25 protein-coding genes are annotated in these 20,146 nt (G+C 35.7%); 2 read left to right on the top strand and 23 right to left on the bottom strand.

Annotation, left to right across the window (positions count from 1 at the left end; all coding sequences use genetic code 11):
* Nucleotides 1-295 precede the first annotated feature (295 nt).
* Nucleotides 296-703 (top strand): RrF2 family transcriptional regulator, encoded by a 408-nt coding sequence (locus AC6I5B_RS02755; protein WP_004612076.1) that lies wholly within the window; start codon nucleotides 296-298, stop codon nucleotides 701-703.
* A complete protein-coding gene (locus tag AC6I5B_RS02750; protein ID WP_004612075.1) occupies nucleotides 690-824 on the top strand; it encodes a helix-turn-helix domain-containing protein in 135 nt (44 codons plus the stop codon). The genes AC6I5B_RS02755 and AC6I5B_RS02750 overlap by 14 nt, the downstream gene beginning before the upstream one ends.
* Nucleotides 825-1,562: 738 nt before the next feature.
* On the opposite strand, the gene AC6I5B_RS02745 is transcribed toward AC6I5B_RS02750, so the two are convergent.
* The 23 genes from AC6I5B_RS02745 to AC6I5B_RS02635 all read right to left on the bottom strand — a co-directional run bounded on the left by AC6I5B_RS02745 (nucleotide 1,563) and on the right by AC6I5B_RS02635 (nucleotide 20,044).
* Nucleotides 1,563-1,856: a hypothetical protein gene (locus AC6I5B_RS02745; protein ID WP_008788868.1), complete on the bottom strand. Its 294-nt coding sequence runs from the start codon at nucleotides 1,854-1,856 to the stop codon at nucleotides 1,563-1,565.
* Nucleotides 1,843-2,334: a type III toxin-antitoxin system ToxN/AbiQ family toxin gene (locus AC6I5B_RS02740; RefSeq protein ID WP_008788867.1), complete on the bottom strand. Its 492-nt coding sequence runs from the start codon at nucleotides 2,332-2,334 to the stop codon at nucleotides 1,843-1,845. Before AC6I5B_RS02740 ends, AC6I5B_RS02745 begins: the two co-directional genes overlap by 14 nt.
* A gap of 267 nt (nucleotides 2,335-2,601) precedes the next feature.
* Nucleotides 2,602-2,994 carry a 30S ribosomal protein S9 gene (rpsI, locus tag AC6I5B_RS02735; RefSeq protein ID WP_004612070.1) on the bottom strand — a complete coding sequence of 131 codons (393 nt, stop codon included), beginning with the start codon at nucleotides 2,992-2,994 and terminating at the stop codon, nucleotides 2,602-2,604.
* A gap of 26 nt (nucleotides 2,995-3,020) precedes the next feature.
* Nucleotides 3,021-3,449, bottom strand: a complete 429-nt coding sequence (gene rplM, locus AC6I5B_RS02730; RefSeq protein ID WP_004612069.1) for a 50S ribosomal protein L13 — start codon at nucleotides 3,447-3,449, stop codon at nucleotides 3,021-3,023.
* Nucleotides 3,450-3,832: 383 nt separating this feature from the next.
* Nucleotides 3,833-4,870: an IS30 family transposase gene (locus AC6I5B_RS02725; RefSeq protein ID WP_004611196.1), complete on the bottom strand. Its 1,038-nt coding sequence runs from the start codon at nucleotides 4,868-4,870 to the stop codon at nucleotides 3,833-3,835.
* 28 nt (nucleotides 4,871-4,898) lie between these two features.
* On the bottom strand, nucleotides 4,899-5,249 hold the full coding sequence (locus AC6I5B_RS02720; RefSeq protein WP_004611197.1) for a hypothetical protein: 351 nt from the start codon (nucleotides 5,247-5,249) through the stop codon (nucleotides 4,899-4,901).
* Nucleotides 5,250-5,398: 149 nt separating this feature from the next.
* The gene (locus AC6I5B_RS02715; RefSeq protein ID WP_497773586.1) at nucleotides 5,399-6,382 is read right to left on the bottom strand and encodes a ParB/RepB/Spo0J family partition protein; all 984 of its coding nucleotides are present in this window, start codon (nucleotides 6,380-6,382) and stop codon (nucleotides 5,399-5,401) included.
* A gap of 119 nt (nucleotides 6,383-6,501) precedes the next feature.
* Nucleotides 6,502-7,314: a ParA family protein gene (locus tag AC6I5B_RS02710; protein WP_270651207.1), complete on the bottom strand. Its 813-nt coding sequence runs from the start codon at nucleotides 7,312-7,314 to the stop codon at nucleotides 6,502-6,504.
* A gap of 149 nt (nucleotides 7,315-7,463) precedes the next feature.
* Nucleotides 7,464-10,238, bottom strand: a complete 2,775-nt coding sequence (gene mobP2, locus AC6I5B_RS02705; RefSeq protein ID WP_270651206.1) for a MobP2 family relaxase — start codon at nucleotides 10,236-10,238, stop codon at nucleotides 7,464-7,466.
* A gap of 194 nt (nucleotides 10,239-10,432) precedes the next feature.
* The gene (locus tag AC6I5B_RS02700; RefSeq protein ID WP_497773585.1) at nucleotides 10,433-10,555 is read right to left on the bottom strand and encodes a hypothetical protein; all 123 of its coding nucleotides are present in this window, start codon (nucleotides 10,553-10,555) and stop codon (nucleotides 10,433-10,435) included.
* 666 nt (nucleotides 10,556-11,221) lie between these two features.
* A complete protein-coding gene (locus AC6I5B_RS02695) occupies nucleotides 11,222-11,383 on the bottom strand; it encodes a hypothetical protein (RefSeq protein WP_497773584.1) in 162 nt (53 codons plus the stop codon).
* Between the two features lie 544 nt (nucleotides 11,384-11,927).
* Nucleotides 11,928-12,284, bottom strand: coding sequence for a hypothetical protein (locus AC6I5B_RS02690; protein ID WP_004613499.1), 357 nt, complete (start codon nucleotides 12,282-12,284; stop codon nucleotides 11,928-11,930).
* Nucleotides 12,274-12,558, bottom strand: coding sequence for a hypothetical protein (locus AC6I5B_RS02685; protein ID WP_004613500.1), 285 nt, complete (start codon nucleotides 12,556-12,558; stop codon nucleotides 12,274-12,276). Before AC6I5B_RS02685 ends, AC6I5B_RS02690 begins: the two co-directional genes overlap by 11 nt.
* A 416-nt stretch (nucleotides 12,559-12,974) precedes the next feature.
* On the bottom strand, nucleotides 12,975-14,000 hold the full coding sequence (locus tag AC6I5B_RS02680; RefSeq protein ID WP_015527619.1) for an LPD29 domain-containing protein: 1,026 nt from the start codon (nucleotides 13,998-14,000) through the stop codon (nucleotides 12,975-12,977).
* Nucleotides 14,001-14,279: 279 nt separating this feature from the next.
* Complete coding sequence (locus tag AC6I5B_RS02675; protein ID WP_015527620.1) at nucleotides 14,280-14,471, bottom strand: hypothetical protein; 192 nt, start codon at nucleotides 14,469-14,471, stop codon at nucleotides 14,280-14,282.
* Between the two features lie 12 nt (nucleotides 14,472-14,483).
* The gene (locus AC6I5B_RS02670) at nucleotides 14,484-14,723 is read right to left on the bottom strand and encodes a type II toxin-antitoxin system RelE family toxin (RefSeq protein WP_044988540.1); all 240 of its coding nucleotides are present in this window, start codon (nucleotides 14,721-14,723) and stop codon (nucleotides 14,484-14,486) included.
* A 135-nt stretch (nucleotides 14,724-14,858) separates the two neighbouring features.
* Nucleotides 14,859-15,749 (bottom strand): DUF5688 family protein, encoded by an 891-nt coding sequence (locus AC6I5B_RS02665; protein ID WP_177505291.1) that lies wholly within the window; start codon nucleotides 15,747-15,749, stop codon nucleotides 14,859-14,861.
* Between the two features lie 291 nt (nucleotides 15,750-16,040).
* A complete protein-coding gene (locus AC6I5B_RS02660; RefSeq protein ID WP_004614794.1) occupies nucleotides 16,041-16,397 on the bottom strand; it encodes a winged helix-turn-helix transcriptional regulator in 357 nt (118 codons plus the stop codon).
* A 71-nt stretch (nucleotides 16,398-16,468) separates the two neighbouring features.
* The gene (locus AC6I5B_RS02655; RefSeq protein WP_004613511.1) at nucleotides 16,469-16,639 is read right to left on the bottom strand and encodes a hypothetical protein; all 171 of its coding nucleotides are present in this window, start codon (nucleotides 16,637-16,639) and stop codon (nucleotides 16,469-16,471) included.
* Between the two features lie 57 nt (nucleotides 16,640-16,696).
* Nucleotides 16,697-17,467 carry an FtsH/Yme1/Tma family ATP-dependent metallopeptidase gene (locus tag AC6I5B_RS02650; protein ID WP_497773583.1) on the bottom strand — a complete coding sequence of 257 codons (771 nt, stop codon included), beginning with the start codon at nucleotides 17,465-17,467 and terminating at the stop codon, nucleotides 16,697-16,699.
* A gap of 123 nt (nucleotides 17,468-17,590) precedes the next feature.
* Nucleotides 17,591-18,034, bottom strand: coding sequence for a DUF6075 family protein (locus AC6I5B_RS02645; RefSeq protein WP_004614796.1), 444 nt, complete (start codon nucleotides 18,032-18,034; stop codon nucleotides 17,591-17,593).
* Between the two features lie 86 nt (nucleotides 18,035-18,120).
* Nucleotides 18,121-18,534: a single-stranded DNA-binding protein gene (locus AC6I5B_RS02640; protein WP_004614797.1), complete on the bottom strand. Its 414-nt coding sequence runs from the start codon at nucleotides 18,532-18,534 to the stop codon at nucleotides 18,121-18,123.
* 610 nt (nucleotides 18,535-19,144) lie between these two features.
* Nucleotides 19,145-20,044, bottom strand: coding sequence for a hypothetical protein (locus tag AC6I5B_RS02635; RefSeq protein ID WP_004614800.1), 900 nt, complete (start codon nucleotides 20,042-20,044; stop codon nucleotides 19,145-19,147).
* Nucleotides 20,045-20,146 lie beyond the last annotated feature (102 nt).

Raw genomic sequence — 20,146 nt, 5'->3', positions numbered from 1 at the left:
ACAAAATGGCATATGTAACATTTAATCTAAATGTTCTTTACAGGCGCACAGCAATGTATGTCGAAACACCTGGCCATATAAAAATGCCCGGGAAAAAATCATTCGACAGAAACACATCATATTATTTACAGTAATGTTATAAATTTTCACTGCACTCGCCTCCTTAATCATAGTCTACTCAAATTCGTTGTTGTAATATTACACCCATTCACCTACTATGTCAATAGGTTATTTGTTTTTTCTTTAAAAATGATACACCTAGTGATATAATAGGTAAAAGAAAGGAGGTTTCTTTATGATCTCAACCAAAGGGCGCTATGCCCTACGCGTACTGATTGATTTGGCTGAACAAGATACAACCACATATGTTCCCTTGAAAGAAATTGCAAAAAGACAGGGAATATCAGAAAAATATCTTCAGCAGATTGTAAAAATACTTGTCGGGAAAGGATTGTTAACCGGAATCAGCGGAAAAGGCGGTGGTTACCGACTAACTGCCAGCCCTGAAGAATATAATGTAGGAGAAATTTTAGAATTGATGGAAGGCAGCCTTACACCGGTAGCCTGCCTGGCTCCCGATACGAAAACTTGTTCCAGAAGCTCCCACTGTAAAACGTTGCCTATGTGGAAAAAATTCGACAATCTTGTACATGATTATTTCTTTCATATAACAATTGCCGATCTGGTTAATGGAACTGTTTAGAATATTGCAACAGAAAAAGGAACAATTGCCAAACACAATTGTTCCTTTTTCTGACATACTTGCTCGTCTCTGTTTTGTGCTGGAATGTACGCCAGGTGATATAATAAAATATAATTTTTGATTTTACTATAATACTATCTTGCATACCGATTTCCGAATCCGCGACGATGGTTCTGATCTTTCTCTCTTTCGTTTACCAGCTGTACTTTCGTATAAAGTTTTTCCAGAACACGTTCTCTTTGTGCTCTGCTACAATCTCATATGCCTTATTATAGTTCTTCTGAATTTGTATGATCGTAGAATTGTTAGTTATAAAATCAGTTGCCATAATGACAATGTATAATGCACTTGTGATGTCTACTATTGATTACTATGATAACCGACGTCTGCAACGCAAGTTACATATCATGCCCCTATGGCATTTCATAAACTTGCATTACAGGTGGCATGAAAATACCGCCAGCCAGTTACTGGCTGACGGAAGAAAAATTTGTTATTTTTCATTGTCCTCTTGACGGATAGCACACCAACCGTTCAAAGTATCAGGGTGGTTTTTGTGTGCTCTGATAACCTTGAAATTAACGTTTTGGTAACTGGGAACGCTTGATTTTACTGGGTTCTTGGAATGTGGTGTTGCAAACACGTTACAAACACAGGACTTCTCGTTACTCCTCACCACCCTCATAAATTTCAACTAAGAAATCTGACAGCAAGTTCCTGAATAGCAAGTATCGGACCTTGTGCATATGTTTCTTGGGGATACATTCTTTCCAGACGTTCTGTTTCTTTCATCAAAAACGGAATCATTTCTACATCTCCTCGAAACCCAATTACTAAGCACAACATAGATTTTAAATATTCATTCCGAATATTGGCATATTCTTTCTTTTCTTCTTAACCTTCTTCTGTTTCCGCCCGATAAAGGCTTTCGCATCAATTTCAACAGTTCTTCTGTTGTTTCTGCTTGTTCAATCATTCTTTTTGAATGCAAATCCTCTTCAGACTCACCTAATATTTTTTCTGAAATCGCATTGGCATATTCAACCGCTTCAGGCTCAAGGTATAAACTATATTCAAATTTAGCTGCTGAGAAAGGTATATCCGGATGCTTATCTAAAAATTTATGTACTTCTTTTTTGCTAATGGTTGTCATAATGTTTCGAAACCTCCTCCAACAATGACAAATCACAACATCTTTCCTTTATTCGCCTATCATTGCCATTCAATTGTTCATTTTTCTTAAAAAGGGTATCCCTTAATCTTTTTGCCGTCAACTGAATTTGTTCTCGGTCAGCTTTAATACACTTGTATTGATTTTGAAGCAAACGCTGATATTTTGAATCTTCCATTGCATCAATATCAATAAGAAGCAATGCCGAATCCACAACCGGTATCATATTATTAAAATTAATTGCACCATATATTCCCTGATTAATTTTCCTAAAATCTTTTGTGTTCTTCATTTTACGATGCTTTTCTTTGGGCAATGTAAATGGAGTATAATATTTTATCCCCTCAATCTCAAGCACTACACCTACATACGGCCGCTTTCCCTTTTTATTATCTGCAACTTTTGCATCATATTTTTTCAAATAATTGATGTATTCATCTTTGATATTATAAAATTTCATTTTTCCTCATTTGTCAAAAAAAGAGACGACATCACTCGCCTCTTTTTCAGGTTCTCTCTTTATGGTGGAGACTCACCTACTTTTTTAGGTTTCCACTTTATGGTAGAAACTCACCTAAGACAATCCTTTGTCTATAATAAGTATATGCAATTTCTCCTAAAAAATCAATATAATTCTACAATTTTATCAAAATATAAACCTCCCAAGGAATTCTCCCTGAGAGGTTTAAAATTCTTTTCTGAAATTGTACGTTCCAAAAACGTATGATTAACGTTTTGAGAACTGTGGTGCTCTACGAGCTGCTTTAAGTCCGTATTTCTTACGTTCTTTCATACGTGGATCACGTGTTAAGTATCCTGCTTTCTTAAGAACTGGTCTGTAATCAGCATCAGCTTGAAGTAAAGCTCTTGCGATACCGTGACGGATAGCTCCAGCCTGTCCTGTGTATCCTCCACCGTGTACGTTTACTAATACGTCGAATTTGTCAACTGTCTCTGTAGCAACGAGTGGCTGACGAACTACAACTTTTAATGTCTCTAATCCAAGATATTCATCAATATCTCTTTTGTTTATTGTAATTTTACCTGTTCCAGGTACTAAATATACTCTTGCGATTGATTTTTTTCTTCTTCCTGTTCCGTAGAATTTTGCATTAGCCATTATAACTTCCTCCTTTCAACCTTTCCTTAAAATGTTAATACTTCTGGTTTCTGAGCTTGTTGTTCGTGCTCTGGTCCAGCGTATACGTGTAATTTTTTGATCATACTTCTTCCCAAAGGTCCTTTTGGAAGCATTCCTTTAACTGCAAGTTCAATTACTTTTTCAGGTTTCTTAGCCATCATTTCTCTTAATGTAGTCTCTTTCATTCCTCCTACATAGTCTGAGTGATGATAGTAGATTTTCTGATCTAATTTTTTACCTGTTACTTTAATTTTTTCAGCGTTGATTACAACTACGTAATCACCTGTATCGATGTGTGGTGTATATTCCGGTTTATTTTTTCCTCTTAAAACTTTAGCGATCTCAGAAGTTAAGCGTCCTAATGTGCATCCTTCTGCATCAACTACATACCATTTTCTTTCAATCTTGTCTGGATTAGCCATGTAAGTTTTCATTGGGTGACCTCCTAATAATTTTTATCAAGTTAATATCTTCTTTCTATTAGAATCAGTCCACTCCGGGGCTTTGGTGTAAACTGTTTCCTCTGTTTTCATACTGATTTATTATATTATTATTATGGGCTTATGTCAAGTACCATTTTCTCTTTCTATTCCGATTGTAAATGTCAACACTCAACGCTCACCAAACTTATCAAAAAATGCATTTCTACATTTTGCACAAATGCATCCGCTTGTTTTTGTTTGTTTTGACACTTTGTTGTCGCTTTGCTCAAAAAAATCTCACTAAATATATTTATACTATTTTTTATTTTCGTACTCTTACCCGAGCTATATCATAAAACATAGCTCGGGTAAAAATACACTCTTCATTTCTTCCGCTATAACGCAAGCCTGTTTAACTCATCTTGAAACAGCATATCAGAAGACCTTCCGCCAAAAAGTGCCCTCGGGTACTCATTTATCCATTTTTCAATTTCTTTTACATCCCTTTTACTGATTGTATCCAAGTCCGTTCCTTTGGGGACGTGTCTGCGGATTAGTCGATTTTGATTTTCATTACTTCCTCGCTCGTAACTGCTGTAGGGATGGCAATAGAACACCTCTGTTCTCGTTTTCTTCCCCCTCCGTGCTCTTTTTAATCCTTCCGCATCTGAAAATTCACTTCCATTATCAACCGTAATACTTTTAAATACTTGTTTAAATGCTGCTCCCCACTTCCGTTCAATCTTATCTAAAATACGCACCACTTCTTTCGCTGTATGCTCCTTTAGGATTTCTATAATCTCTTTTCTTGTTTTTCGCTCTGTAAGAACCAAAAACGATTTTTTAGAAATTCCCTGTTTCCCGACAACCGTATCCATTTCCCAGTGACCAAACTCTTCTCTTGTCTCAATCTCCTTTGGTCTCTCTTCTATACTCATTCCCGCACTTGCTCTCTTGCGTCTTCTATGGCTTTTCCTTTTTTGTTTGACTTGTCCGCCTAATGGCAGCTCTTTTTCTGTTAAGTTTAAGAAAATGCCTTTTTTAATATAATTATAAATCGTTGCTCTGCAAATGCTTATACTAAACTTTTTCCCATCCTGTTTCATTTTTTGGATTACTGCGTAGGGAGAGTATTTCTTCTTTATGATATTTTCTTCCAAATACTCAGCAAGTTCATAATCTTTCCCAAGCTTTATATCTCTTCCTTTTTGTCTTAATTGTTTCTGATTCTTTTCTTCTGCAAGATCCGGACTGTATCTGATCTCTTCTGTCCAATCGGAATTCCTATGCACATATGCCCCTCTCTTTAATTCTCTCGCTATAGATGTACGGTGCTTGCCAAGTAACTCTGCTATCCTTGTTGTATTATGTCCAGCTTTTACAAGAACTTCTATTTTCAGCCTATCTTCCCAGTGTATTCTTTTGTATCCCATTTTCACTCCCTTTGTCTTATCAAATCTCCTATTCCAATACCACCGGAGCCATCACTACACAGTATGTCAATAATGCCTGAAAAAGCACTATATTTATTCCACACTTTTTTTGATGAACTCTAGCTTGTTCCTCCGCCACTTCTAACAGTAGCTGTTCCCTCTTTTCATCCAAATATATCTGTTCCATTTCATCTTTTTGAATATAATTCGGGTCTGTCATTTTTCTGATCAGTAGCTGTGGTTTTACAGTACGATCGTACTCTAAGTAATAGTCTATCATCCGTCTATGAAATGTAGTACGTGGAATATCCATTTTTTGAATCAATGCGTTTTCCAGTTCCAAAGTTGCTTTGGTAACTCTAAATGATGTTTTTTTCATTACTTTCCCTCATTTTTAATTTTTTTACAAAACAGCGTTAGTTTTTATCAAGTAAAGTGTATTTATTAGTAGAGGAGAAATTATTCATGAGGTCGGAGCGCTGGCACTTAAGACCACGCTCTGCTGTCCTCTACCTCATCTTAAATTTTCTACCATAACACTCTTTCAAGCTGATTTAAGGCATTCAGATATTTTTTATATTCTTTGCTGCCGAGTTCGACTTCCTGTGAACATCGTTCCAAAATCTTTTTTAAATCACACTCTACCTGTTTTTTCGAAATAATTTTCTTTTTTTCAATCTCCTCTATTCTTTTTTCGACTTCCTTAACTTCAATCTTTTCTCCTGTTGTTTCTTCCAGTAATTTATTTTGTTCTTCCTTTGGCATCTCCAACATTTTTTCTGCCGCAGCAAATGACACCTCATTGTTCAGCAATTTATCCATCAGTTCATCACTTGCATTTTTTTCCACTTTATTAATCTGCTGTACTTTACCTTCTGAAATTCCAACATGTGCAGATACTAAAGTTTTCATTTTCTGACCCACAAGACGTTCTGGTTCATATTCTCCATTTTCCCCATATCTCGCTGTTCCAGCCAAAAGAGCCAATTGTTCCGGAATATACTCCTCGCCATTATCCTTAAGTTCTTGAAAAATACGTGTCCAGTTTTTTACTTCCATTAATTGATCTGCTTCTTTTTTATGACGATATTGGTTTGTAACCATTATGGAAAATAATTCTTTTGTATCATTGGACAACGGTAATTCAATATCTTTTGGGTCTCGGAAAATACACGGTACAGTATTCTTATACTTCACTGGGTATCTCCCCTGTTCCTTTAATAACTTCGCCGCTCTCCATCTTCTTTCACCAGTCGTTAGTATATACATCCCCTGCTCATTTCTCTCAGGCAATAAAATCAATGGCTGTAAAATCCCATCTGACATTACAATAAGTTCCGCCAGCTCATCCAATTCATCTATTGAAAAGTCATTCTTTTCATTCGGAGCAATTAAGTCCATATCTATATTTACAACTTCATAACTAGATACATCTGCTGTTTTTGAAACTGGACTTAATAGTCCAGCTCCGACTTGCAATTCCTCTTCTCCTTTTCGCTTAAATTTACTCATATTACTTTCACCTCATCCGTGTTTTTATATTCTATGATTTCTTTTCAGATTCTATAATAATGTATTATAACATACACTTTCTACTCTCTGCAAATAATAATAATTATTTTCTGAATTTTCTAATTATTCAATATATATTCTGCTAACTTTTTGTATTGTTGCGTAGCTTTTCCGTATGCATCTAATACAAGTAACGGTTTCTGTTTCAAGCCTGTCTGTTCCATTTTTGTGCATATTGGAATTGAACAATCTTTTAAAAATATATCTCCAAGGGCTTCCTCACAATCTTTTTCTGCATCTTTGCAGATATTTTTTCTCATGTCATATTGTGTGAGAAAGACGCCTTTCAACTCAAGCCTTTGAGTATACTCCTGTACTGTTTTCATCAAGCGAATAATATTTGCAACACCTACTCTTGAATCCTTATCACATCGAGATGGAATATAAATTCCATCACAGGCTGCCAATGCATTTACATTTAACAGTGATACACTCGGTCCACAATCAATCATGCACAAATCAAATTCGTCTTTTACTTTATCCAATTGTTTTTTTAAACGGAATTGCTGTGGCATTGTAACATTTCCGAGCAATTGATTTTCTACGCTTGATAAAGTGATATAGGATGGTACTATAAACAAATTCTCATATTCTGTCTCGTAAATACAATCCCTAATATCCTTTTCTGAATCAAGAAGAATATCTTCCACCGTGTTCTCTACTGGATACACTCCCCCATTGAGAAGTTCTGTCAACGAATATTCCTGTTCATCCCCACTAAAACCAAAAAGCTGACTTGTATTCGCCTGTGGGTCGATATCTACAACTAATACTTTTCTTTTATATTCAGTTGCAATCATATGTGCCAATGTTGTTATACTTCCTGTTTTACCTACTCCACCTTTGTTATTTAAAAATCCTACTACTTTCATTCTAATTTCCTCCTTTGAATGTCTCTCTTTTCTATATTTATATTATATTATAACTTTCATTCTTTTTCAATAAATTGTAATATACAATGCACATTCATTTTTCTTTTTTGAGGAAATTCTTTAGGGGACAAATTTGTCCCCTAATAAAATCATAGACTGATTTCATCCAACACATATTCCTGCTCCAAATTGTACTCACGTATGTTTTTCATGCTCTGTATCATTTCTGTCCGGAAAGATTTATTTAGTTGCATCAATGCTTTATCTAGTTCCCCCAATGGGCTTCCCATCCGTCGCTTTGTCCTCTCAGTAGAAAGATCCAGCATCATATTTTCCGCTAATTGATTTCCCTGTGCTGCCGCCTGCGAAAAATAATTGTACGATGAAAATATATTCCTTTCCACATTTTCCCCCTTCAAATACTCAAAACCAAGTTTCAGCTGCGCATATTCATTTCCTGATTCTGCTAGCTCTGTCATATACTGCAGCCCAAGTTCGGGACTATATTCTGAACTTATTTTATCTAAATAAATTTTACCAACAAAATACTTTGCCCTATCATTCCCTTGCTCTTTCGCTCTTTCTAAATATTGGACTCCTTTTGCTTCATTGTAGTATGGAGATTCTTTTCTCACATACTCTTTTCCAAGATAATAGCAAGCATATTCATTTCCCGCTTCCACTAATTCTCTCAGATATCTTACGCCTTGTTCCACATCATATATTCCACTATCTAAATCAAGATACACTTTCCCCAAAAGAATTTTTGCGTATGTATTTCCTTTTTCTTCTGCAGCTTTTAAATATCCTACTCCTTTATTGATATCTTTTAATTTTTCATCCGATATGAAAAGTTTTCCCAATGCATACTGGGCGATTTCATTATCTCCTTTCTCTGCCAGTTCTGTCAGATACCCAAGTGCAATTGGCAACTTTTCTCTTATGTCGTATTTAATATAAATCTGACTCAGCAACAACTGTGCCGGAACATTTTTTCCTTCTGCTGATTTTTCTAAATATGAAATTGCTTTTTCTGTGTTTTGTTCACATCCCTTTCCAGTATACAACATCTTTCCAATCTGATATTGTGATAGCGGATCTCCTTCCAATTTTCTATCCATAGATAGGAATCCATCAAAAGCATTTTTATAACTATTTTCCGCTGCTCCTAAGTTTATTTCTGTTCCCTGTCCACATTCATACATTACTGCTTTCTTCTGTTCTGCAAATGGTGAATTTGAAATCCCCTGAAATATCTGAAATGCTTTTTCGTAATCTTGTTCCACATCATCTCCACGATAGTAAATATTTCCTAATGCATATCTTGCATAATCTGTGTCTGAATTTTCAAACCACTGGATTGCCTCTTGAACATCTTTTTCTGTTCCCCATCCTCTCTTATACTGTTTCCCGATTCGGTACTGTACATAGCTCTTCAGATCAAATGAATTGGTTTCACTTCCCTTAATATAAGGCTCTGCCTGTTCAAACATCTGTAAAGATTTTTGAAAACATTCTTGGGATTTCTCTAAATCAATTTCTGTTCCTCTGCCATACATTGTTATCTCTCCAATGAAGTACATCACAAATGGATTATCCTGATATTTTTTTTCAAGCATATCTGCCGAATTTTTTTCTTTTGCAAAATCAATCTGTTCTTGAAGATCTTTCCACTCCTTGAAATAGTCCATATATGACCCTGCTGATTTATTTTGCTGAGAACTTTTTTCAAATAAGTTCCCAGCCTTTTCAAATATTTGTTCTGTCTGTTGAACTTCTAAGGTTTCTATATTCGATTCTTCTTGTTGTAGCAAATCCGGCTCCTTTAAAATCATATCTTCTTTCAAGTTTTCTGTAATCTTTACTTTTTCTTCTCTGTATCCGCTACCCAAATATGTTTTTTCAAGTTCAAATGAAGTTTCTTTTTTTGAAATGCCAACCTCATATGCCCTCATTTCACGCAACACGAAATTTCCCATGCGCCTATATAGATCTTCTTTTTTCGTCTGTTCAAAATCCTCCCAATTCCCTCCGCCATATGCCTCCGCATATAATTTACTTTGCCTTTGCAAAATTTCTGTAAACTTTTTATATTCCTCTTTACAATACTTTTGTATATAAGCCTCACTAATGCCATCTATTTGTTCCCGAAGTGGTTTTATTGCATAGCTATTATAATTTTGTTTATGCTTAGGAACTCCCTGTAAATTTTCAAATAGTTTCAAAAACTGTTCCCGGATAACCGGATTCTCTCGAAAATTTCTACTTTCTGCTGAAGCAATAATATCTTTCCGGATAATGTTATTGATTTGTAGATTAATATCTTTCGTTCTCATAATTTCATTTACAACGGCACTTTTACAATTATTGATATTCTGAAGCTTAAATTTTCCTCGTACCTCTTTTTTCCCATTGTACATCATTTTTTCCCGCATCGGGTACGGCTCTACTGTCGCAATATGCACATGCAAATTGTCTGTATTGTAATGGATACCGGCACTCCATACAGCATGTTCTAAGCCTTCACTTTTTAATAATCGGTTCACTGCAAGACGGGTTACTTCTTTTAATTTTTGTTCATCCAAAATTTGCTTTTGAGAATCATATATCCCATTTTGTTCCAACCACCGATTGTCAAAAGATATAACCGTCTGCCACATAACACTCTCATTATCCTGAGCTGTTTGAAAAATATCTTTTAATGCTCTTTTTTCAGAATGAGTTAAGTTATCTTTTTCGTTGGTAAACAGTCCTGTTGATTTTTCTGGATTTCCCATATAATCATTAAACAGATTAAAGGTTTGTATTGCATCATTTCTTTGTGCCTCCTCCCGAGCCAAATAATCTATATACCCCGAAAAAATCTCACTTTTAGGTCTACAAAAATCTTGCATAAAAGTAACTCCTGCCTTTATATCTCCCAACCTTATACCTCCTTTTCCGGAAACATTTTTGTCTTTCTCTGTTTAGGGGACATTTTTGTCCCCCTCTTTTTCTTCCCTGCTTAGGAGACAATTTTGTCCCCCTCCAGTTCTTCTCTTCTTAGGGGACAATTTTGTCCCCCTCTGGTTCTTCTCTATCTAGGGGACAACTTTGTCCCCCTTCAGTTCTTCTCTTCTTAGGGGACATTTTTGTCCCCTCCAGTTCTTCTCTTCTTAGGGGACATTTTTGTCCCCCTCTGTTCTTCTCTTCTTAGGGGACATTTTTGTCCCCCTCCAGTTCTTCTCTTCTTAGGGGACATTTTTGTCCCCTCCAGTTCTTCTCTTCTTAGGGGACATTTTTGTCCCCCTCTGTTCTTCTCTGCTTAGGGGACATTTTTGTCCCCCTCCAGTTCTTCTCTTCTTAGGGGACATTTTTGTCCCCTCCAGTTCTTCTCTTCTTAGGGGACATTTTTGTCCCCTCTGGTTTTTCTCTGCTTAGGGGACAAAGTTGTCCCCCTCCGGCTCTTCTCTATCTAGGGGACATTTTTGTCCCCCTCCAGTTCTTCTCTTCTTAGGGGACAATTTTGTCCCCTCTGGTTTTTCTCTGCTTAGGGGACAATTTTGTCCCCCTTCAGTTCTTCTCTTCTTAGGGGACAATTTTGTCCCCCTCTGTCTCTCCCCTGCTTAGGGGACAATTTTGTCCCCCTCCAGTTCTTCTCTTCTTAGGGGACAATTTTGTCCCCCTCTGTTCTTCTCTGCTTAGGGGACATTTTTGTCCCCCCTCAGTTCTTCTCTTCTTAGGGGACATTTTTGTCCCCCTCTGTTTCTTCCCTGCTTAGGGGACAATTTTGTCCCCCTCCAGTTCTTCTCTATCTAGGGGACATTTTTGTCCCCCTCTGGCTCTTCTCTATCTAGGGGACAATTTTGTCCCCCTCCGGCTCTTCTCTATCTAGGGGACATTTTTGTCCCCTCTGGTTTTTCTCTGCTTAGGGGACAATTTTGTCCCCCTCCGGCTCTTCTCTATCTAGGGGACAACTTTGTCCCCCCTCAGTTCTTCTCTTCTTAGGGGACATTTTTGTCCCCCTCTGTTCTTCTCTTCTTAGGGGACATTTTTGTCCCCCTCCAGTTCTTCTCTTCTTAGGGGACATTTTTGTCCCCCTCTGTTTCTTCCCTGCTTAGGGGACAATTTTGTCCCCCTCCAGTTCTTCTCTATCTAGGGGACAATTTTGTCCCCCTCTGTTTCTTCCCTGCTTAGGGGACAATTTTGTCCCCCTCCGGCTCTTCTCTATCTAGGGGACATTTTTGTCCCCCTCTGTTCTTCTCTGCTTAGGGGACATTTTTGTCCCCCTCTGACTCTTCTCTATCTAGGGGACATTTTTGTCCCCCTCCGGCTCTTCTCTGCTTAGGGGACATTTTTGTCCCCCCTCAGTTCTTCTCTTCTTAGGGGACATTTTTGTCCCCCTCTGTTTCTTCCCTGCTTAGGGGACAATTTTGTCCCCCTCCAGTTCTTCTCTTCTTAGGGGACATTTTTGTCCCCCTCTGGCTCTTCTCTATCTAGGGGACAATTTTGTCCCCCTCCAGCTCTTCTCTATCTAGGGAACAACTTTGTCCCCCTCTGTTCTTCTCTTCTTAGGGGACATTTTTGTCCCCCTCTGTTCTTCTCTGCTTAGGGGACATTTTTGTCCCCTTCTCTTAAACCCCTTTCTTTTTATTTTTGTAATCTTTTTTCTGCTTCAAATTAGCTAACTTTTTCTTTCTATGATCTTTTAATTTAATAAGAACTTCTGATTCCTCCTCGCTTACTGGATAACACACATCAAATCTACTATCTATTAAAATTGTATTTAAAATATCCAATGTCAGTTCTTGCATTTCTTCCATTTTCCGAAACACTTCCATTGATATTCCATTAACAGTTTTTTCATTTTTACTATATTGCCGTAAAATATACCGCAATGCTGCCGCCTCACTTTTTAGTCCTTGTTCTTCTTGCACTTTCTGAATTATTTTCTCATCTTCCTCTTCCAATCTAAAAGGTTTAACTTTCATTAGCTCTTCTCCATTCTTCTTCTAAATATTTCTCCATCAAAATCTCCTGTTTCAACATCTCTAATGTCTCAGAGTTATGCTGTATAACTTCCATGTTCGTTTTGATTAAATTCACATAGCGTTCCTCGACCTCTTTTATTTCTCCAGCTATCACATGATTCTTTAAAATACCGATTAAATATTTATTACGACTCATCCCATGTTCTTTTGCCATCCTATCAATCGCAAGCACAACTTCACTTTCTAATTTATATATTTTTATATCCTGCTTCATATTAACTTCCACCTCTTAATCATTATTTTAATATTTATATATTAATATATTAATATATAAAACTCAACTTATCAAGACCGATATCGCTTGTATTCTCCAAAAAAGAAAAATCACCCCACGAAAACCCTAGGCTTTGCCTAGCCCCAAAGCCATTTTGGGGTGGGTTTTCCCTTATGCTCTTTACCTAGCTGTCGCCAAAGCTTCTACGTGGCAGCCACTGATCATTGAATTACAAAAAAACAGCACGAAGAACTTTTGTTCTTAATGCTGTTTTTTTTATCCCTTTTAGCACAATTCCTCTAGTATCCTACTACAAGCCAATGCAAAATCATCGTAAAGGCTGTGATGAATGGTAACGTGTATAATAAAATTTCCTGTAAGATATCTTTTATTTTGTTCATTGCTCTACCTCCTGATCATGCAATCTTTTTCAGTGCTTCCGACGGCTCAAACCGGAAGATAAAGCCATGTTTGAATTTTGAGTAATAACCGCCTAAATCTTTTACGGCTTTGTTGATCCTTATATATTCATCTTTTGTCAATGTCTCTTCGATTCTTACAACCCAAAGTTCCGACCCATCACGTGTATCCTCTCCATGTGTAATTTTGAAAGTATATGTGTTCTTTTCCTCGATTGCGGTGCTGTCTGTTTTTTCCGGCTGTTGCCTTTGCCTGTCCTGTTTTACCGGTGCTGTGCTGCGATTTTTAATTCTTGCTGTCTTCGGTACAATTTTTATATTTTTGCCATTGTCCTGACAACATCCAAAATAATAGAAGTCAACATGGAAATAGTCCATCATCCCATCACAATCATGGTAATTATAAGATTTCACAAAATTGTCTACATCCTGAATAACCGCCCTCGTAGCTTCATTCAAGACATTTTTATATGCATTCGTTGAATCTCTAATGATTTTTTCTTTTTCTTCTCTTGATGCATTTAGAAAATTCATTCTTTCATCAACAACCCAATTCCATGGAAATAAACTTTTTCCAATTTTTTCAAAATCATCATTTGTCAATTCTTCAAACGTTTTATAGATTGGAATCGGGCTTTCTTTTAATGTTACATGCAATTCCTTACACATGGAAGCATAGGACGTTCGCACGCTAAACTTGTAAGTCGGATATTTTTCTTTTACGTATGTTCTGACAATCTGAGCAACTTCTTTTAATGTTCTGTTCCAACTGTGATTGCTCCCCTCCCAGCCAAATTCTGTGTAGAACTGACTTCTAACACTGTCCGCCGTTTCCTTTACTGTTTCATACACTTCCGTTTCTTTTCTGTTTTTCCAAATAGGAAAAAGGGAATCAAATTGTACATTGATTTCTTTCATAGCCTCAACATCTCCACCGTTGTCCGGATGATGTTTCTTTAGCAGTTCTTTGTATTGTTTTTTTAACTCTTCAAAACTCTTTACATTTTTAAAATATTTTGTCATAATATAAATATCTCCTTTCTTGGGGTGCCGGTTTCGTTTCATTGCTAGTGTTGGCGATTCCGGCTTTATTATTTGCTTTTTTTCTATATTTATATTATACTATATTTGTATTTTTATTTCCTTTGTTTTTAGGATTTAACACACTTAATTTTTCTTTTTTGAAGAAAAAACTTGTTGCCAAAATGGCAACAAAAAAAGAGCCTTTCAGCTCTGTACACCTTCAAGTTTTCTTTATTCTGTTACTAAATTATTTAGGGGACAAAATTGTCCCCTATCTTTTTAGTCCCAATTTATAGAATCATGTGATACTGTTCCGTGCTGAGCAATGCTTTCATTTGCCCGTTCAATTGCCTCTATTTCATCCGGCAATGCTTTATCTTCCGGAACAAACCGAACCAACACTCTAAATATTGTTTCTGTGTCACTCTCATCAATTAAATCTATTAATCCTTTTAACATTTCTTTACTCATTCTCAACGCCTCCTATAATCGCTTGTATACCTGCCCTCTTGGTAAAACATCCTTTATGATTATTGTATCATTTATTACCGAAAAAATAACTCGCAAATCTCCAACTCGTAATCGGTAATCATCTTTAATTCCTTGTAACTTTTTTACATCACCCGCCGGAAGTTTCTCAATTGCTATCTTCAACCTCTGTTTTGTTGGTCTATCCATTTTACCAATGTGCTTCGCAGCCTCTTTTTCATACTCGATCCGCAACTTGACACCTCCTTTATTTTCCTATCAATACTTTAACATTTTTTTTCTTTAAAGTCTATTCTCTTTACAGACTTCCATTTATTTTTTGGAACTGTCCGCTATCAGCAGACAGCTCCTGACACATAAGAGATGCTTTTACAAGAATATTTTTCCCTCTTCTATCGAATAATAATATGCATGGTCTGAAAGCCTTTCTTCCTTGCTTACTTGTGTTTCATTCACTTCTTGTATCATAATGTCCATCATTTCTCTATCTATATCTGCATAAGACGGAACAATAAGCACTTCATCAATGCTACTTGGAATAATATAAAAATTTTGTTTTAATTTTTTGCCAATCTCTTCTAAAATTTCTATTCTCAAAATTGCTGTAGCCCCCCAAAACTTTTCTTTGTTTGTAAGAACATACATAATTTCCTCTTCACACGATTTTATCAATCTTCTCTTTTCTTCTTCATCTATTGGCATCTCTTCAAATATCTCTATCATGTTATAAAACTTATATTCGAATTTGATTTCCATGTTTTTTAATGCCAACTCATATAATTTTTCCTCTCTTAAAGGTATCATTTTCAAAATATCATTTGTGATTAAAATTGTCATTCTTTCACTTTTATCTTTTAGCTCTCCGCCATCTAAATAATATATAACAGACAAGTCTAAAAAAGTCTTATGCGGTACTCTTTGCAACAATTGCACGTTACTGTCCGTATGTATTAATTTACAAATTACATTTTCCTCTCTTCCCACTTTCTCTAAAATCTTTTTGCCACTGAAAGGAACGTCCCTGTGCTCGTTATACACTTTTATTATTTCCTTTGCGATTGTTTCAATCGAGCAAATTTTTTGTTGATACTTATAAAAAAATTCTTCCAAATATATTATTGGCAAAATCTCTTTTTCCCCCATAATAATTCCGACTCGCACAACACCATTATTTTTTGTGGTTTCGCATAATCTTACATCCTCTCCTGTTCTTCTTTTTACCTCTTCCAATACACTTTTTTGAAATTCTTTGTAATTCATTTTCCATTCTCCTTTTCTTATTGTTTTGTTTACAATATAATTATATTATATTAATTCCTAAAGTGCATCTTTTCAGAGATAATTAGAACGAAACTTTTTCTTTTTTGGGGAAAACTATTTGCTTTTATTATGCCAATATAGTATTATATAAATAACCTTTTAAGGTTGTTTTTGTTTACAAAATAAAAGCCTTTGGAACAGTTCTCCATTGGCTTTTATTCTACTATCAGCTCCACTATGCTCTTTTCTATATTCTATTGCACTTCCCTTTTCCCCAAAAAAGAAAAATTTTTATTCGATATAATCCACTCCCTGCTTTTTTGCTTCTTTTATTCTTCGGAATAAGGTTGATCGACTTACACCTAATTCTTCCGCTACTTCTTTCGCAGTCGTTGCATCAATCCATTTTTCAACCTCTTTAATTGAAATTTTCCGTTTCAACTTAATTGACTTTGCCCCAGCCTTTCTGCTTTTTATTTTTCTTATAGTCTCTTTGTCATAACGAATTTTCAAGAAGTTCTCTCCAGACTGTTCTTTTTCAAAAGAAGCATCCGCTCCCACATTTTTTAATATATCGTTCAAAATTTCCAGTCTTTTTATCTCTTCACAAGAATTTGTTATCTTTATTTCAAATAAAATTTTGTCCATAGCTTTCTTATTTTATCGTTTCACAATTAATATTGAGACTGTTTATAGACAAAATAAAAAGCGTCTCATTATTAATTATGAATCTCAATCTTTTTCCCCTCTTTCTTTACAACCTTATACCACTTCCCGCATTTTGTGCACCTGTATCTATAAATACGTCCAACAACACGCTGAAAATAGATATTGCCACATCTACAACTTTGACGTTTTCCGCAGTCATCTCTTAACATTACCTTATCCATAATTCTCCTTCTTTTACATAGGGGACAAATTTGTCCCCTAGCTTCAAATCCTGTCCTTTACTTTTTAATTCCATCTAATATCTCTTTTACTTCTTCGCTTGTCAGGGTTCCTTTCCTCTGCAAGTTTTCAGATATAGTTTCAACCATTGTTCTATTTTCTGAAAGAATCTTCTTTGATTCATTCCAAAATTTTTTTGATAGTAATATCGTTTTTTCTTCTAACTCTCTATCTAGCAAAGTTTTACTTATGCTTGAATCTGTCATAACAATATATGCTTTGATCCATTCTGTGGCTTGAGGAAAATCACTGTCTTCACCTATAAAACTTCCTATATGCATTTTATCAAGCAGTATTTCTTCTGCAATAGCTCCCGCATACTTTATTAAAATTCCTTTCTTCACTGCATTTGCATCCTGTAACTTTTGCACCATTACAACTCTAGGCTGTATATCAGATAGGATCACTTGAAAACTTTCTATTTCCATTAAATATGCCATTACTGCATGTCCAGCTTCGTGGACGGAAGATACTTTCCTATTATATTCAGTAAGCGTATCATTTTTGTTTTCACTTCTGATAACTCGTTTTGCATACCCTAATGACGTTCCAGTGATAACGTTATAATCATCATCCGAAAACATTCTTTTTGTTATTTGATACACGCAAAGCAAGGATATCAAAGAATAGCAGATTACTAAGACGTTTCGTTGAATCAGTTCTTTTGTAACAGGGACTTCTTCGTTGAAAAAATAGAATAGTAATACTATTCCGCATGACATCAAAAAACATTTCATAATATTACAAAAAAATCCAAATAATTTTCTCATTAAAATTTCTCCTTTTCCGCTCCAGCAAAATTATAATCATATGAATGGAAAAAATCTCTTGTATACTATTCTTGCTTTATATTGAGGGAACAAATTTGTCCCCCATCTTGCGGCACCTTTACTCTAGTCCTCACTGCCAAACAATTCCGCATGTGCATTGTTATATACAGCATACTCCGGATATCGCAATTGGATTGCCTGCCAAAAGAATGGTGCATATTCACAAGCGAAAAGCTCCTCTACACTGTAGCGACTGCATTCCTCAAGCTTTCCCTTTGCATCCTTTTTTTGATTCACTGTAGGAGTTCCATTACAGAACAAGTTAAATGCCATACGTACCACTTTCAAGCTGCCACTTGTCTGCCAGCCCTCCTGCAGACATTCCAATCTAACGCAATGAATTTCTTCATCAAAAATATTTTCAAAATGAAATCGCGTATCTGCATTTACTCCAAGGCAATAGTATAGTGCTTGATGATATACATCTTTAAATTTTGCATTTTGCATTTTTTCCATATAAAACGCCTTATGTTTTTCACTGATAAATTTTATATTTTTTTCTGCCATAATCCTCTTCTCCTTTTCTTATCGCTGCATCACGTCCATTTTGGCCGGATGCAGCTTCATCTATCGTATGTTACCTATCGCTCACTTTATGAGAATGGAAGTTCTTCATCAATTCCATCCGGAACATTCATAAATCCATCCCCTGCAGGACCTTCTTCGTTCATGCCATATCCCTGACTTTTTTTACTCTCAGCAAATTCCTGTTCTTCTACAACAACATCTGTTGTGTAAACTTTCACACCGTCTTTATTCGTATAACTTCCTGTTTGGATACGTCCAGTCACAGCAATCTTTACGCCCTGATGTAAATACTTCTCTGCAAATTCTGCCAGCTTACCAAAGCATACACAACTGATAAAATCCGCCGTTGCATCTCCCTCTCTCTTAAACCGACGGTCAACTGCCAATGTATATCTGGCAACCGCACTTGCATTCTCTCCTTGTGAATATCTCACTTCCGGCTCTCTTGTTAAACGTCCTATCAAAATTACTTTATTCATGTTTCGTACCTCCGCTTTCTTTTCGTCTTTGTTTTATCTTTAATATAATTATAATATATTTATACTTTAAATTCATCAAAAACACTATTGATTGCACATATAATTTTTCTTTTTTGGGGAATATTTAATTCTATTTTTTATATACGTTTCTTTTTTGGCAATATCTTTTCATCTCCACAACTTGCTTGAAAAGCTCCTTTATTGTTTCGGAGCAAGTAATGTCAATTATGGATTTTATATAAATTAAGATTTTATATAAATATAGATTTACTCTGTCTTAAAAAGTGTCTACAGCCCTCTATTTTCAAGGGTTTTCCTATTTTACACATGAAGTAAAATTGTAAATATTTCCCACTTTTCCTCTTTATATCTTGAAAAAACTTCTCAACGGATTCCTGAAATTTGAAATTCCTCTAAAAATCTACCGTGATATTTGAAAAATTTTTCTACAATGACTCAAAAAAAACAGCCTCCTTCCCGATGCTGCATTGTTTTCCAAAATTTTTCTCTTTATTTTCTCTTTTATTTTCATTTCTGTATCATTTCTTTTACGCAAACTAGACCTAAACTCAACTGTTCTTTTTCTCCAGTAAGTATAGGTTCTTTTGCTTTATGCAACTCCAAGCTCTTCTCTTAATAGCTTGTGGAATAAAGACGCTTTCAGTCTCCGTATCCATTTTTTTGGATTTAATACCCTATCATTAATGATCAGGAGCATTTTAGGGAAAATGTCCAACGGGTTTATAAAGCTCTCCCACAGACGTTTCCGATAATTCAAAAGCAATTGCAAGATGTCTTTATACTCCTTTTGATCCGGTTGCTTGATTTTATTTCTTCTACATGCAACTTTCATCAAATACTCGTATGTCTGTTTATGTTCCGACTGTACTACCTTCTCTGAAAATTGTTTTCTCAATGTGATCAGATACATTCCATCCTTAATTCCAACATAAAAGTACAGCTTCAGCATCTTCAGATACGTCTGAAGTGTTCTTGCGTTGATATTAAGAAGTCCTCTCTCCATACTTCCATCTTCAGCTACTGTATTTGCATATTTTTTGATAAAATTCTCACGCTTAATTCTGTGCGTGCGAAATTTCCCTGCTTCATTGATATTGAGCAAATCCATGATCAATAGTTTTTGAGCCGGTTTTAATTTTTTCCAATTTACATCATAAAAAAGTTTTTGATTTGTCCGGATATATGGTACGTTTCCTGTCTTATAATCTCGATCTGTATAAGAAGTAAAATCATTTCCACACAAAACAATATCATAGTCCTTCTGTCCTTTTGTCACTTGGATGATACCCTTTTGTGCAAGGCTTTTTTTACAGTCATAGAATGCCTGCACAGAAATATCCATTTTCTCGCACATTTCTTTGTAATGCACCCCAAAGGCTTCCCCACGCCCATTCTGCAGGTGGGTAAGTGCTATAATAAAATCAATTTCATTCCCGGTAAGCTCTTTCTCAAATAGGCTGTGAAATACGTCTAATTTTATCCTTTGCATGATTTTCTTCTCCTTTCTTTTGACAATTGGTATTTTTTATGATATAAATATATTAAATATAGATGTATCAGATTTCACAGTCATACCTTTTCTGATACTTAT

It is taken from the genome of Faecalimonas nexilis (genome assembly GCF_059731825.1).
The sequence above is the reverse complement of the archived record's forward strand: the minus strand, read 5'-3'. Positions and strand labels throughout refer to the sequence as shown.